Origin of the sequence: Tenacibaculum sp. L6 (assembly GCF_028823685.1) — a bacterium.
Taxonomy (GTDB): Bacteria; Bacteroidota; Bacteroidia; order Flavobacteriales; family Flavobacteriaceae; genus Polaribacter.
Map to the genome: position 1 here is coordinate 1 of NZ_JAPEHZ010000052.1, position 15,006 is coordinate 15,006.

General features: G+C 33.1%; 16 protein-coding genes. 9 read left to right on the forward strand and 7 right to left on the reverse strand.

Annotated features, from left to right (window positions below; genetic code table 11):
- On the reverse strand, nucleotides 1-1,333 hold a 1,333-nt coding region (locus OU788_RS09475), incomplete at its 3' end, for a PAS domain-containing protein (RefSeq protein WP_274634954.1).
- A gap of 470 nt (nucleotides 1,334-1,803) precedes the next feature.
- Here OU788_RS09475 and OU788_RS09480 point away from each other — a divergent pair.
- Genes OU788_RS09480 through OU788_RS09490 form a run of 3 tightly spaced genes read left to right on the forward strand, consistent with a single transcriptional unit; the run spans nucleotide 1,804 to nucleotide 5,476 of the window.
- On the forward strand, nucleotides 1,804-2,961 hold the full coding sequence (locus OU788_RS09480; RefSeq protein WP_274634955.1) for a hypothetical protein: 1,158 nt from the start codon (nucleotides 1,804-1,806) through the stop codon (nucleotides 2,959-2,961).
- A gap of 28 nt (nucleotides 2,962-2,989) precedes the next feature.
- Nucleotides 2,990-4,606 carry a BCCT family transporter gene (locus tag OU788_RS09485; protein ID WP_274634956.1) on the forward strand — a complete coding sequence of 539 codons (1,617 nt, stop codon included), beginning with the start codon at nucleotides 2,990-2,992 and terminating at the stop codon, nucleotides 4,604-4,606.
- A 3-nt stretch (nucleotides 4,607-4,609) separates the two neighbouring features.
- The gene (locus tag OU788_RS09490) at nucleotides 4,610-5,476 is read left to right on the forward strand and encodes a universal stress protein (protein WP_274634957.1); all 867 of its coding nucleotides are present in this window, start codon (nucleotides 4,610-4,612) and stop codon (nucleotides 5,474-5,476) included.
- A 40-nt stretch (nucleotides 5,477-5,516) separates the two neighbouring features.
- Here the strand turns inward: OU788_RS09490 and OU788_RS09495 are convergent, their stop codons facing one another.
- The 6 genes from OU788_RS09495 to OU788_RS09520 all read right to left on the reverse strand — a co-directional run bounded on the left by OU788_RS09495 (nucleotide 5,517) and on the right by OU788_RS09520 (nucleotide 10,002).
- Nucleotides 5,517-5,954: a hypothetical protein gene (locus OU788_RS09495; RefSeq protein WP_274634958.1), complete on the reverse strand. Its 438-nt coding sequence runs from the start codon at nucleotides 5,952-5,954 to the stop codon at nucleotides 5,517-5,519.
- A gap of 31 nt (nucleotides 5,955-5,985) precedes the next feature.
- Nucleotides 5,986-7,359: an MBL fold metallo-hydrolase RNA specificity domain-containing protein gene (locus tag OU788_RS09500; protein WP_274634967.1), complete on the reverse strand. Its 1,374-nt coding sequence runs from the start codon at nucleotides 7,357-7,359 to the stop codon at nucleotides 5,986-5,988.
- An 11-nt stretch (nucleotides 7,360-7,370) separates the two neighbouring features.
- On the reverse strand, nucleotides 7,371-8,219 hold the full coding sequence (locus tag OU788_RS09505) for a restriction endonuclease (protein WP_274634959.1): 849 nt from the start codon (nucleotides 8,217-8,219) through the stop codon (nucleotides 7,371-7,373).
- The gene (locus OU788_RS09510; RefSeq protein WP_274634960.1) at nucleotides 8,209-8,607 is read right to left on the reverse strand and encodes a hypothetical protein; all 399 of its coding nucleotides are present in this window, start codon (nucleotides 8,605-8,607) and stop codon (nucleotides 8,209-8,211) included. Before OU788_RS09510 ends, OU788_RS09505 begins: the two co-directional genes overlap by 11 nt.
- A gap of 281 nt (nucleotides 8,608-8,888) precedes the next feature.
- The gene (locus tag OU788_RS09515) at nucleotides 8,889-9,275 is read right to left on the reverse strand and encodes a hypothetical protein (RefSeq protein ID WP_274634961.1); all 387 of its coding nucleotides are present in this window, start codon (nucleotides 9,273-9,275) and stop codon (nucleotides 8,889-8,891) included.
- Nucleotides 9,276-9,414: 139 nt separating this feature from the next.
- Nucleotides 9,415-10,002, reverse strand: coding sequence for a riboflavin synthase (locus OU788_RS09520; protein ID WP_274634962.1), 588 nt, complete (start codon nucleotides 10,000-10,002; stop codon nucleotides 9,415-9,417).
- A 63-nt stretch (nucleotides 10,003-10,065) separates the two neighbouring features.
- Here OU788_RS09520 and pdxA point away from each other — a divergent pair, with 63 nt between their 5' ends.
- The 6 genes from pdxA (at nucleotide 10,066) to accC (ending at nucleotide 15,003) form a co-directional block, all read left to right on the forward strand.
- A complete protein-coding gene (gene pdxA / locus OU788_RS09525; RefSeq protein ID WP_274634963.1) occupies nucleotides 10,066-11,100 on the forward strand; it encodes a 4-hydroxythreonine-4-phosphate dehydrogenase PdxA in 1,035 nt (344 codons plus the stop codon).
- Between the two features lie 74 nt (nucleotides 11,101-11,174).
- Nucleotides 11,175-11,711, forward strand: a complete 537-nt coding sequence (locus tag OU788_RS09530; protein ID WP_274634964.1) for a YceD family protein — start codon at nucleotides 11,175-11,177, stop codon at nucleotides 11,709-11,711.
- A gap of 8 nt (nucleotides 11,712-11,719) precedes the next feature.
- Complete coding sequence (gene rpmF / locus OU788_RS09535) at nucleotides 11,720-11,914, forward strand: 50S ribosomal protein L32 (protein WP_047789948.1); 195 nt, start codon at nucleotides 11,720-11,722, stop codon at nucleotides 11,912-11,914.
- A 150-nt stretch (nucleotides 11,915-12,064) separates the two neighbouring features.
- Entirely contained in the window at nucleotides 12,065-13,060 is a 996-nt protein-coding gene (locus OU788_RS09540) for a beta-ketoacyl-ACP synthase III (protein ID WP_274634965.1), read from the forward strand.
- A gap of 24 nt (nucleotides 13,061-13,084) precedes the next feature.
- The gene (gene accB, locus OU788_RS09545) at nucleotides 13,085-13,567 is read left to right on the forward strand and encodes an acetyl-CoA carboxylase biotin carboxyl carrier protein (protein WP_028892217.1); all 483 of its coding nucleotides are present in this window, start codon (nucleotides 13,085-13,087) and stop codon (nucleotides 13,565-13,567) included.
- 89 nt (nucleotides 13,568-13,656) lie between these two features.
- On the forward strand, nucleotides 13,657-15,003 hold the full coding sequence (gene accC / locus OU788_RS09550; protein WP_274634966.1) for an acetyl-CoA carboxylase biotin carboxylase subunit: 1,347 nt from the start codon (nucleotides 13,657-13,659) through the stop codon (nucleotides 15,001-15,003).
- The last annotated feature ends 3 nt before the right edge of the window (nucleotides 15,004-15,006 follow it).

Consider the following 15,006-nt stretch of genomic DNA (forward strand, 5'->3'; position numbering starts at 1 on the left):
GATTACTCTTAAATCCAATTCTCCTTCTTGACTCTTGATCTTTTTTTTCTAATTCTGCCTCTAATCTCTTATACCTACTTATATCTTTAATGGTTACAACAACGGCTGCTATGTTGTTTTCATTATCTATTATAGGCCTTCCACTCAGTAAAACTCTCCTAATAGTATTCGTCTCTTTATTCAATAACAATACATCAATATCGTTGGTAATTTTACCTAGTAAAGCTAATTCTGCAGATAGATTTTGAGCTGGAAAAACTTTTCCATCATATGGATTTAACACCTTAAAATGATCTGAAAAATCAATTGATATTTGAGAGTCATCTTCAATACCAAAAAGCTCGTTAGCAACCTCATTAGCTAACACAACTTGCTTTTCAGCATTAGCCACCAATACTCCATCACTAATATTTTCTATAATCATATTCAACTTTTGCTGATTCTCATACAAATCATTCATTCTTCTTTCATTCTCTTCTTGCAGCAACAAATCATTTGTAATATCTCTAACCACAGCATATAATGTTCCAGTAGCCGTATCAGAAGTAGCATTCCAAGACAGCCACTTAATACTTCCATCCTTACAAATCCAACGATTTTTAAAACTTACTAAATTCACTCCACCTTCTAACTTTTTAATCGCCTCCTTTGTCATTTCAATATCTTCAGGGAAGACATAAGTAGCGAACGGATTATTAAGCAATTCTTCATTAGAATACCCTAAAAGATTACTTAAAGAAGGATTTACCTTTAAAAACCTTTCATTAGATGCTATCACCAAACTATCTGTTGAAATATTAAAAAAAGTATCCGCTTCCTTTTGCGACTCCATAATCATTTTCCTTTCTGTAATATCTGTAGATATACTTCCTATAGCATACACTCTATTAGAAACATCAAACAAGGGAAATTTTACTGATAAATATGTATGCTTTCCATCAGACTGCTCAATCTCTTCTTCTACTTGAATTTCTCTTCCTAACTTCATTGCCTCTAAATCGGCATCTAGATATTTATCAGCTAATTCTTCTGGTAAAATATCATGATCGGTTTTTCCTATTAAATCTTTATCGTATGCTTCAAAAATTGATTGATACTTCTTATTTACCAACATATACTCGCCGTTTATTTTCTTTACGGAAATTGCATTGGTAGTATTCTCTATTATCGAGTGCAGTAATTTTTGACTTTTTAACAATTCTTCTTCCGATTTCTTTTTTGCTTTAAGCTGTGTTCTTAAAATAAAAAACACAGTTGTTAACATCCCTAAAATAATAACTATTAACCCCAGTGAAATCCAATTCCACAAACTATCATCCGTAGTGTTATTCATCTGTTTTAAGTAAACAACACCAAGTGCTACAACCATAAGACTATTTATAATATAGCCATACAAATTCTTTCTTTCCATTGAGGTTTTCATCTATACACGATATTTAATACACTAATATATTGAAATTTAAAAACATAAAAATGATAACCACCTTTTAAAACACCTTAAACCGATATTTTTTAATCAAAAAACAATACTTATCCTTTTTCAAATCACTCAAAAAAGTCTCTTTTTTGAAAACCCCTTTTTAATCAGTATCTTTGCCGCTTATGATAAAAAAACTCAAAGACAAAAAGAACAAAAGAATTTTCAGCTTTAACTTTTTGGTTTTCAGAAATCAATCCGACAAATTCATCCCTCCTTCTGAATAAAATCCCCTTTTTATCAAGCTAAAAAGAGTTTCCCTTAACTCTTAAACATGAAAATGTACTTTTTACAAGCACACTTTCTTCACATTTATTATTACAACAATGAATTTCTCAAAAAAAAGCCTAGTCTTAGTCGCTTTTTCTTTTGTTACAGCTATGTTTTCACAAGAAAAACCTGAGGTTAAAATTGGCGGGGCATTACGATTTAACTATAATCTATCTTCTTGGAAAGATGGACAAAAAAAGCGTGGAGGCGATTTCGGTTTCGATGTCTTCAGGATTAATGCTAAAGCTAAATACAAAGGAATAAAACTTAATGCCGAGTATCGTTTTTACTCGCAAAGTTTTGGAGGTAGCATGCTTAAACAAGGTTGGTTAGGATATGACTTTAACGAAAAAGACAATATTCAATTAGGATTAACACAAGTGCCCTTCGGTAATACTCAGTACAACTCTCATAGTTGGTTTTTTGGCATCAACTATTATTTAGGTTTAGAAGACGACCATGATATGGGAGTGAAATTCACCCATAAAGGTAAAAAGTGGGAATATGCCTTGGCTTTTTTTAAAAATGCTGAGGAACTTAATTTTGGAAGCAACTCTGATGTTTCCGACAGCCGATACTCATACGATGTTGCCTCAATAGACATTGATGGTGATGGAAACTTAGACTTAAGATATAAAGAAACAAATCAATTAAACGGTCAAGTAAACTATCACTTCGGAAATGAAAACACACAACACAAAATAGGAGTTTCTTCACAATACGGGGGACTCTATAATTTAGATACTGAAGATATTTCTAATCATCATGCTTTTGCCTTACACTATCAACTAAATACAAAAAACTTCAGTACAAAAGCACAAGTATCTACCTACAAATACAGTACTAAAAACACTACCCACAGCAACCTTATTGCTTTAACTGCTTATGGAGCTCCTTACCTTACTGCTACAGAAGCAACAACATACACTTTAGGTGCAGCCTACACTTTTCCTGTTAAATGGAAACCTATTTCTAGCATACAAGTATACAATGACTTTGGATACATGGATAAAACAGCTAAGAATTTCGAAGACAGTATTATGAATGTGTTTGGTTTCTTGGTAACAGCTGGTAATGTCTATACATACATAGATTTTGCCACAGGGAAAAACCACCCTTGGTTAGGTCCAATATGGACAAACGCTTTAGCAAATGGAACACCTAATGCTAATTGGGAAATGAGATTTAATATAAACATCGGATATTATTTTTAATTATATGAATGAGACAAATCATCAACAAATGAAGAAAGCAAAAAAAATAATTAGAAGCGACGAACGAAAATCAATCTTTGGGCTCGAAGTTAACGGACCTGTATTCTTCACTTCTTCAATAGTAATAATACTAAGCGTAGCTTTAACGTTACTCTTTAAAGAAAGAGCACAATCCTATTTTGACACAGCGCAAAGTTTTATAGCAAACAAAACTGGTTGGTTATTTATTTTAGCTGTAAACATTTTTGTTACTTTTATGCTCTACTTAGCTTTTAGTAAATACGGAAGCTTGCGTATAGGTGGAGCTAAAGCAAAACCAGAATTTTCAACTACCTCTTGGTTTTCAATGCTTTTTAGTGCAGGTATGGGGATTGGGCTGCTCTTTTGGAGTATTGCCGAACCTGTTTATCATTTTTCTTCTCCTCCTTTAGCCGATCCAAACACAGCTGCTGCTGCTAAAGAAGCCATGAATGTTACTTTTTTACACTGGGGATTGCATGCTTGGGCTATTTACGCTTTGGTTGGATTATCTTTAGCTTATTTTACATATTCTAGAGGGCTTCCTTTAACAATTCGTTCAGTTTTTTATCCTTTTTTAGGGGATAGAATTCATGGTAGAATTGGAGATATTATCGATATTTTTGCTGTTTTAGCTACCGTTTTTGGTTTAGCAACTTCGTTAGGATTAGGTGTTAAACAAGTAGCTGCTGGTTTAGAGCACGTTTTTGGTTTAGATTCAGGAATTTCTTTACAAATATGGCTAATTGTAGGTATTACATTGATAGCCACCATATCAGTAATTTCAGGAGTTGATAAAGGAGTAAAGTTCCTTAGTGAAATGAACATGCGTATTGCAGTATTATTATTACTTGCCGTAGTAATTTTAGGTCCCACAATTTTCATCCTAAAATCGTTTGTACAAAATACTGGTAGTTATGTAAACGACTTAATCAATCTTTCTACTTGGGCTGAAGCCTATACAGGAACAGAATGGCAAAACTCATGGACTATCTTTTATTGGGGATGGTGGATTGCTTGGTCTCCTTTCGTAGGAATGTTTATCGCTCGTGTTTCTAAAGGAAGAACAATTAGAGAATTTATTTTAGGTGTTTTAATCGTTCCTACCTTAATCACTTTATTTTGGATTACAGCTTTTGGCGGTACCTCTTTACACGAAATTTTAGGAGGAGATCCTACTATTGCAGAGGGTGTGAATGATAATGTTGCAACTGCTCTTTTTGTATTCTTAGAAGACTTCCCTTTTTCAATGGCGTTAAACATCATTGCTATTATTCTTATTGCTAGTTTCTTTGTTACCTCATCAGATTCTGGTTCTTTAGTGGTTGACAGCTTAACTTCAGGTGGAAAAATTGATGCTCCAGTAGGGCAACGAATATTTTGGGCACTTGCAGAAGGCGCTGTAGCAGCCGTTTTATTATTAGGAGGAGGTTTAAAAGCTTTACAAACTGCTTCTATTGCAACCGGACTTCCTTTTACCTTACTTTTGCTGCTCATGTGCTACTCTCTTTTTAAAGGATTAAAAGAAGATTATAAAGAACACCTAAAGCGTTTAAATCAAAAGGAAAAAGAAGAATATCAAGAAACTGTAAAAAGGTTAATAGACTCTAAAAAACAAAAAGCTTAAATTATGAAGATAAAAAACATACTTGTAGCCTTAGATTTATCAGAATTAGACATCTCGCTAATTAAATATTGTAGCATGTTGGCTAAAAATTACGGAACAGAAAACGTGTATTTTATTCATAATGTAAAAAAATATGAAATAAGTAGCTTATTTTCTGAACAGTTAGAAAACATTAATATTGAAGAAATTATTGAAGAAGAACTTGAAAACAGCATAAGTAAGTATTTTGACACCGACTGCAACTATGAATTATTAGTTTCAGACGATGCTTATACTGAAAGTTTAATTAGCTACGTTGCCAATAAATACCACACTAATTTGATAATCGTAGGAAACAAAAACACTTACAAAGGATCTGGTTCGGTTTCAGGTAAGTTATTACGTATGGCAAAATGTAACGTGCTTTTAATACCTAAAGAAGCAAACTTGACCCCTGAAAACCTTATGGTTGCTACTGATTTTTCATCAGCCTCTCTAAAAGCATTTCATACCGCTTCAGACATGAGTTCAAGACAAAAATCTACGTTAAAAGCGCTGAATGTTTTTAAAATACCTCAGTTGTTTTTCCCTTACATCAAAATTGATAAAGCTCGAGAAAAAGTAGAAAAACACGTTGATTTACAGTTTGAAAAATTACTTCAAAAAACAAAAGCTCAACATATAGAAACTCTTAAAGCTTCTGCAGGTGAAGACAGTATTCCTGAAAAAATTAGAACTATTGCCGAAAAAGATAAAACAGACATTTTATTTGTTGCCGACAAAGGACACAACAACTTTACTTCTCTTTTAGTAGGAAGTGTTACTGAAGAATTGTTTACTCAAGATTTACACGTACCTCTATGGGTAGTTAAACGTTATATCGCCTCATAAAACAAAAAAACGGAGCTAATAATTAGCTCCGTTTTTTTTATTACTCAATTCTTTTTTTCTCTGATTTTTCGATTTCTTTCACAGTATTAAAAAGAGTTTCTTTTAAGCCTCGATATCCTTTTAAGAACTCACTTACTTCAATAATTAATCTTCGGTGTTCATTTTTATAGACTTCTTCCTCTATTACTTGATCTACCCCATCTACCATTACTTCTAACCCTCTTTCATGAGCCTCTACAAGCTTAATTAATTCGTCTGTTTTTTTTCTAGATTTCCCTAACTCTTCAACTATTTTAGTTGTTCCCTTAAATTGATCAGGAGCTATTAATTCAAAAATATACTTTCTAATTAAATCTTCAAAAAAGAGTTGTTCATCTTTCAAAAAAGAAAGTTCAGACAGCCATTGTTTTGAGGTTAAATGCATATCTTCTGCACTCAACCACTCAACATATTTCACATATGTGTTTGTTGTTTTCATTGAACTAGCTTTTACGATTAGACATTTCATTTTATATCATTAACTCTTTTATAGCATGTAATTTTGGAATACAAACATTCCAATTTTTCTCTTTTTGTATTTTCACCCTAAAAGCATCTAAAGCTGTTTGTTCTCCATGAATAAGAAACACTTCTTTTGGTATGTTTTTTATCTCACTTAACCAATCTAACAAGTCTTGCTGATCTGCATGAGCAGATAAACTTTCTATACTTTTAACTCTTGCCTTTACAGGAAAATATCGTCCAAAGAACTTTATTTCATGACATCCTTCTTGTAACTGTCTTCCTCTTGTTCCTTCTGCCTGATACCCAACCAACAGAATCGTCGTAGTAGGATCATCAACCATCTGTTGTAAGTAAGTTAAAACCCTACCGCCAGTTACCATACCACTTCCTGCAATTATTATTTTAGATCTCGAATCATCAATAGTTTCCCAAGTTTCTCTATACGATTCTACAATAGTAACGTGATTACACATAGCTGCATATTCATCCATCGATAATTTATGCCATTTCGGATATCGTTTAAAAACCTCTAAAACATTATTCCCCATCGGGCTATCTACAAAAATGGGAATGTTTGGGATTTTATTTTTTTTATACAACTTCCATAAAACATACATTAACATTTGCAAACGCTCAACAGCAAAACTAGGAATGATCAAATTTCCTTTTTGCACGATGGTTTCTTTAATTGTTTCTGATAAAATTTCTTCTATATCTTCTGTAGGATGCAGTTTATGACCATATGTACTTTCTAAAAAAAGGTAATCTGCCCACTCAGGTTTTTTTGGTTTTTCTAACAAATAATCATTTTGCCTTCCAATATCTCCAGAAAACACAAATCGCTTTTTGTTGATATTTAATTCTATGAAAGTAGCTCCTATGATATGTCCGTTATATTGAAATCTATATGAGATTTCATCTGAAAAAGAAATCCATTCTCCTTCCTCTACAGCTTCAAATAAGGTTATTGTTTTTTCAGCTTCAGCAATTGTATAAAAAGGAAGTACAGGATTATGTTTACTATAATGTTCTAGAGTTGCTTTTTCTGCTTCTTCTTCGTGAATCTTTGCACTATCTTTTAAAATAATTCCTGCAATCGCTAAAGTAGGAGCTGTTCCAATAACCCTCCCTCTAAACCCTTGCTTGTACAATCTTGGTAGAAACCCTACATGATCTAAATGTCCGTGTGTTAATAGTACTATATCAATTTGGCTTACATCTATAGGAAGTTCTTTCCAATTTAACTCTCTAAGCTCTTTGAGTCCTTGAAACATCCCGCAATCAATCAAAATTTTCTTACCGTACGCTTCGAGCAAAAACTTTGATCCTGTAACTGTACCTGCTGCTCCTAAAAAATGAACTTTAGCAAAATTAAGCATCATTACTTATTTTAAGCGTTACACAATTGTTGTATTTCTGCAAGAATTCTTTTCTTTCTAGTATCAGAAACCCCTAAATGATCTAAGTAAAAGCTATCTTTTATTAACTCTCTACACAGTACTACATCTCTATTTAATAAAAACTGCTTTTCTCTATTTGTCAATAAAGTTGAAACCGTAATAGGGTATAACCCTAAACGATCAATTATATCCTTTAAACTATTTTCTAGAGGGTAATCCCAACTTAACAGGTATAATCCAGTACAATTACCATACTGAGTTGCATCTTTAGTAAACCTTGTATTTGTTACAACCCAACCTTGAGTTAAGGTTGTATCGTGTTTTTTAAATGTATTCCAATGATTTTTAACATCGCGATAACGAGAATGAACATATAAAGGAACTTTAACATTACAAACGAGACCTTGCTCACTATGAAATTTACATTCTACAACAGTGGTTTCATTATTTTTATGTGCTACGATATCTACTTCGTGCTGTACACATTCTCCTTGTAAAATTTCTCCTACAGCTACCTTATACCCTGAATATTTTAAAATAGCTCCTATAAAATGTTCAAAAGGAAAACCAGTGGGACCTAACTCATATATTGCTTTCTTTAACTTATACTTAGAAGCGAACACGTTCTTTTTTTTCTTCAACAAAGCAAAGGCTCTATTATAAATTTCTTTCGTGGTTATTCCTTGGTACAATTCATCTTGAACGGTTTCTAAAATAGAAGCTACCACTTCATCATCGGCACCAGTTCGTTTTAGAGATTTTTTCAACTTAGTGAGTGAAAACTGTACGACTTCTCCAGAAGACTTTACAATTGAAATTTTATCAGGACTAGTGCTCATCTTTAAAGAAATCTCTAATCAATGCCTTTACTTGATTATCTGTCATACTATCAACTCTCTTCACTGCTTTAACTTTAGCATCTAATTCTTTATGCGAACTCTCTAATTCTCTTTTAAATTTTTCAAAAGTTTCTGCTGGACCAAAAATGGCTAATGAATCTGCGTTATCAACCTCAGCTGCAAGCTCACTAAAGTATCTTTTTGTTTGATGTTTTTCTCTTTCTAAATACTTACTGTCTTGAACCACATCTTGTGGACCTCCTTTAAATCGAGTTCCTGAACCTCCATGAATACGAAATGTTTCTATATTAGATTCTATCATTTTCATATCCTCTGTTCCGTTTTCAATGGTTATAACAAAAGCTTTTTTTTTTCTTTGTCTAACCAAACACCTACATTTTTCATCGTTTTCGTTTTAATTTCTTAAGTCATGTAACACTAATACAGATACTTTTAACTTGTACCTAATTTCTTTTACTAACGGCTTTGAGAAGACTGTGTGCGAAAATTTTCACCTATCTCATCATTGTTAGTAATATGCAACACTCTTAAAGAAGCGTTGCTAGTTCTACCTATATCTATAAATAATTCAATTCTCTTTTTAAGAATTCAGTAATTACCAATACTAAACGGCTACGTGCTTTTTTCAATTTTGGCTCTGAATTCCGTTTAAAAAGGCACAATTCCGTAAGCTTCATTCAACAAAAACAATCCTAAAAAGAATAATAACACATATATAGCTTGTATAAACTTTAAATTGGTTTGTTTTAATAAGTTGATGGTTTGTTTTGGAAAAGTGAAGAGAATAATTCCTTTAATTAAGGCTAACCAACCAAATAAAGTTACTACCAACTTAATGTTTGATTCCCAAATATTATGAGCTAAGACATTAAGTAATCCTATAATAATTGCAAAAAGCGAAAGGATAATTAAAAATCGGGCATCTTGTAAGTTATCTACTATTTGTTTTACCCTTTTCGGATTAAAACTCAAAACAAAGAAGAAAATAATACAATACCAGCCCCAAAATTTCAACAAAAAAACCGATATATCCATAACTTATAGTTTTATACAATTTCTCAAAGATACGAATATAACACACTGATTTTCATTATTTTTATCATGAAAAAAGAAAAAACCATAAACATATCGAAATATATTTATGGTTTTTATAATTATTGGAAATTTTCTCCTGTTATCTAAATTGAGTTAGTCTAGCAACATACTTTCCTATAACATCAAACTCTAAGTTTACTTTGCTACCAATTGTAAAATTTTTAAACGTAGTATGCTCAAAGGTATAAGGGATTATTGCCACACTAAATTCATCTTTTTTAGAGTTTACAACCGTTAAACTCACTCCGTTAATGGTAATAGAACCTTTTTCAATCGTTACATTACTTCCATCAAAGTTATATGAAAAAGTAAAAACCGTACTCCCTTCAGCATCTTCAATATTTTTACAAACACCAGTTCCGTCTACATGCCCTTGTACAATATGACCATCCAAACGAGCGCCTAACTTCATAGCTCTTTCAAGATTTACCTCTTCACCTACTTGTATATCGCCAATATTGGTTTTATCTAAAGTTTCTTTTATTGCTGTAACGGTATACTCATCATTATCAATTGCCACTACTGTTAAACAAACACCATTATGTGCTACACTTTGATCTATTTTTAACTCATTGGTAATTGTACTTTGAATTGTAAGGTGTAAATTTTCTTTTTCACGCTCTATTCCTTTAACCGTTCCAAGAGTTTCTATTATTCCGGTAAACATTCTATAAAAATTTAGTTACTTTTGTTAGCATCAAAAATACAACTTTACCTACGAAAGTAAACTATGGATAAAGCAAACAAAATTATTGTTGGAATTTCAGTTGGAGACATCAACGGAATTGGTATCGAAATTATTTTAAAAACTTTTGAAGACAAACGAATGTTAGATTTCTGTACCCCTGTGTTGTTTGCTTCAAACAAACTGATTTCATACCACAAAAAAGCGTTGAATCTTAATAATAGTGTCCACGGAATTACTTCAATAGATAAATTAGTTCACGGAAAAATCAATTTATTGAATGTTTGGAAAGAGGAGGTTAAAATTGATTTAGGTAAAATTACTGAAGAAGGTGGTAAATATGCTTTAAAATCTTTGCAAGGAGCAGTAGCTGCTTTAAAGAAGAATCAAGTTGATGTCTTACTTACCGCTCCTATTAGTAAAGAGAATATACAATCAGAAGAATTTAACTTCCCAGGTCATACAGAATACCTGGAAGAGAACATAGACGGAAAAAGCTTGATGATTTTAATGACGGATGAATTGCGTATTGGTTTAATAACAGGACATATTCCTGTTTCAAAAGTTGCCGAAACCATTACTCCAGAACTTATCAAGTCGAAAGTTGACATCATGTATAATTCATTAAAGCAAGATTTCAACATCAACAAACCTAAAATTGCCATTTTAGGACTGAATCCACATTGTGGAGATAACGGAATTATAGGTAGTGAAGACGATGAAATTATTCGTCCAACGATTGCCGAAATTAAAGAATCGGGTAAATTAGTTTTTGGTCCGTATGCAGCTGATGGTTTCTTTGGTTCTAAAACTTACGAACAATTTGATGGTGTTTTAGCCATGTATCATGATCAAGGGTTAGCTCCTTTCAAAGCTTTATCGTTTGGAAATGGTGTAAATTTCACCGCAGGATTAGCTAAAGTAAGAACCTCTCCAGATCACGGAACGGGATTTGATATCGCAGGTAAAAACAAAGCAAATGAAACGTCGTTTAAAGAAGCTTTATTTACCTCATTACAAATATTTAAGAACCGAAAAGAGTATCAAGAACTTACTAAAAATGCTTTAAACATAAAATAGTGCATTTTTTTTACACAAAATATAAAAGTAAAAACATTTTTTATATCTTTGCACGCTCAAATTGATAGTTGTAGATGAAAGACTTAAAACAATTCAACATACCTTTTGTAGGTTTAAAAGAAGGAAGTCATTTATTTGAATATCAAATTGACAAAACGTTCTTTGAAGCTTTTCAGTTTGATGAATTTAATGACGTAAACATTAAAGCTGATATTACTTTTGTAAAAAAGAGCACTTTATTTGAGCTTAATTTTACCATAAACGGAACCGTTAATGTTCCTTGTGATGTCACTAATGAATTGTTTGATCTACCTATTAATGGTAGTTTAGACTTGGTTGTTAAATTTGGCCCTGAATTTAATGACGAACACGATGAAATTTTGATACTTCCACACGAAGCGTATCAAATTAACGTTGCACAATATCTATATGAGTTAATTGTGTTATCCGTTCCAACCAAAAGAGTACACCCAAGTGTAACTGATGGTTCAATGCAGTCAGACGCTTTAAATAAATTAGAAGAATTAAGAATAAACGAAGAGAAAACTGTTGAAGAAGACTCAACAGACCCAAGATGGGATAAATTAAAGGATTTACTAACAGATAAATAAGACATAAAATGGCACATCCAAAGAGAAAAATATCTAAAACTAGAAGAGACAAAAGAAGAACTCACTATAAAGCTTCTGTTCCTCAAATAGCTGTTGATCCTACAACTGGAGAAGCTCATTTATACCACAGAGCTCACTGGCATGAAGGAAAACTTTATTACAGAGGTCAAGTAGTATTAGAAAGCGCTGCTGCTGAGGCTTAAGAACTAGTTTAAAAAATTAAAAAACCCTCTATTTTGAGGGTTTTTTTATGTTTTTACGTCAAAAAGTGTATTTTTTGATGTTTTTTTCTACAAAAAAGTGAAATAATTTTCATTACTTTGAAAACTCGTTTTACTACAAAACAAACAACTATGACTAAAATAACTGCAGCTATATCGGCGGTAGGAAAATATATTCCCGAGTACGCTCTAACTAACAAAGAGCTAGAAACAATGGTAGATACCAACGATGAATGGATTACCAGCAGAACAGGAATCAAAGAACGAAGAATCTTAAAAGGAGAAGGTCTTGGAACTTCTTACATGGCTATTAAAGCAGCCGAAGATTTACTACAAAAATCAAATACAAACCCTGAAGAAATAGACATGGTAATCGTAGCAACCGCTACACCAGATATGCCAGTAGCTTCTACAGCTGTATATACTGCCTCTAAAATTGGAGCAGTTAATGCTTTCTCATACGATTTACAAGCTGCTTGTTCTAGTTTCTTATATGGTATGTCTACTGCTGCTAGATATATTGAAAGTGGTCGTTATAAAAAGGTATTGTTAATTGGTGCTGATAAAATGTCATCAATTATTGATTATACTGATAGAGCTACTTGTATCATTTTTGGTGATGGTGCAGGTGCTGTTTTATTTGAACCAAATAATGATGGTTTAGGATTGCAAGACGAATACTTAAGAAGTGACGGTATTGGTCGTGAATTCTTAAAAATAGATGCAGGTGGATCAATCTTACCTCCATCAGAAGAAACCATAAAAAACAAGCAACACTTTGTTCACCAAGAAGGTAGAACTGTGTTTAAATTTGCTGTATCAAACATGGCAGATGTTTCTGAAAAAATGTTGACCAGAAACAACCTAACAAAAGAAGATATTCAGTGGTTAGTTCCACATCAAGCTAATAAAAGAATCATCGAAGCTACTGCTAACAGAGTTGGCTTAGAAGATGACAAAGTAATGATGAATATTCACAAGTACGGAAATACTACTTCTGCTACTTTACCGTTATTACTTGCCGACTATGAAAAAGAGTTGAAAAAAGGAGATAATTTAATTTTTGCTGCATTTGGTGGTGGTTTCACTTGGGGAGCTATCTACTTAAAATGGGCATATAACTCATAAACTAAACAACTAAAATTTAGGAAAATGGACATTAAAGAAATTCAAAGTCTTATAAAATTTGTAGCAAAGTCAGGTGCAAGTGAAGTAAAACTAGAGATGGAAGATATTAAAATCACCATTAAAACTGGAGGCGAAGCTGCTGAAACTACTATTATTCAAGCTGCTGCTCCTATGGCTCAAGCTCCTCAAATGATGGCTCAAGCTCCTGTTGCTCAACCAGCAGCACCAGCTGCAGCTGCTCCTGCTAACACTGAAGACGACTCAAAATATGTAACTATAAAATCACCTATCATTGGTACTTTCTACAGAAAGCCTTCTCCAGATAAACCTAATTTTGCCGAAGTAGGAACTGAGGTAAAAGTTGGTGATACTGTTTGTATTATTGAAGCAATGAAATTATTTAACGAAATTGAATCAGAAGTATCTGGTAAAATCGTTAAAGTATTAGTGGATGACTCTTCTCCAGTAGAATTTGATCAACCATTATTCTTAGTAGACCCATCATAATTTTTGGTTTAGAAGTTTTAAGTTTAGAAGTTTAGTACATAACTAAACTCTTAAACACCTAAACCCAATAAACTCATAAACTAAAAGACATGTTTAAAAAGATATTAATTGCCAATAGAGGCGAAATCGCGCTACGTGTAATTAGAACCTGTAAAGAGATGGGTATTAAAACAGTGGCTGTTTATTCTAAAGCAGATGCTGAAAGTTTACACGTACGATTTGCTGACGAAGCAGTGTGTATTGGACCTGCTCCAAGTAGCGAATCATACCTAAAAATGGATCGTATCATTGCTGCTGCTGAAATTACAAACGCAGACGGAATCCACCCAGGATACGGTTTCTTAGCTGAAAATGCTAAGTTTTCAAGATTATGTGAAGAACACGATATTAAGTTCATCGGAGCTTCTCCTGAAATGATTGACCGTATGGGAGATAAAGCGAATGCTAAAGCTACCATGAAAGCTGCGGGTGTACCTTGTGTACCAGGTAGTGACGGTGTAATCACCACTTTTGAAGAGTGTGAAGAAATCGCTAAAGAAACAGGATATCCTGTAATGTTAAAAGCTTCTGCTGGTGGTGGAGGAAAAGGAATGCGTGCTGTTTGGAAAGCTGAAGATTTAAGAGATGCTTGGGATTCTGCAAGACAAGAATCTAAAGCTGCCTTTGGAAATGACGATATGTATATGGAGAAGTTAATTGAAGAGCCTCGCCATATTGAAATCCAAGTAGTAGGTGATGCTTACGGTAAAGCTTGTCACTTATCTGAAAGAGATTGTTCAGTTCAACGTCGTCACCAAAAATTAACCGAGGAGACTCCTTCTCCATTCATGACAGAAGAATTACGTGATGCCATGGGAGCTGCTGCTGTAAAAGCTGCAGAATATATTAAGTATGAAGGTGCTGGTACAGTTGAGTTCTTAGTAGACAAACACCGTAACTTCTACTTTATGGAGATGAATACTCGTATTCAAGTAGAGCACCCAATTACGGAAGAAGTTGTAGACTACGATTTAATTCGTGAACAAATCTTAGTTGCGGCTGGTGTGCCAATTTCTGGTAAAAACTACAAGCCACAATTACACTCTATTGAATGTAGAATTAATGCAGAAGATCCTTATAACGGATTTAGACCTGCTCCAGGAAAAATAATTTCTTATCATGCTCCAGGTGGTCATGGTGTTCGTATCGACACTCACGTATACGCTGGGTATATGATTCCACCAAACTACGATTCTATGATTTCTAAGTTAATTGTTACTGCACAAACTCGTGAAGAAGCAATCAACAAAATGAAACGTGCATTAGATGAGTATGTTATTGAAGGTGTAAAAACAACTATTCCTTTCCACAGACAATTAATGGATCATCCAGATTACGTAGCGGGTAATTATACCACTAAGTTCATGGAAGATTTTGAAATGGAAAAACAATCATAAAAA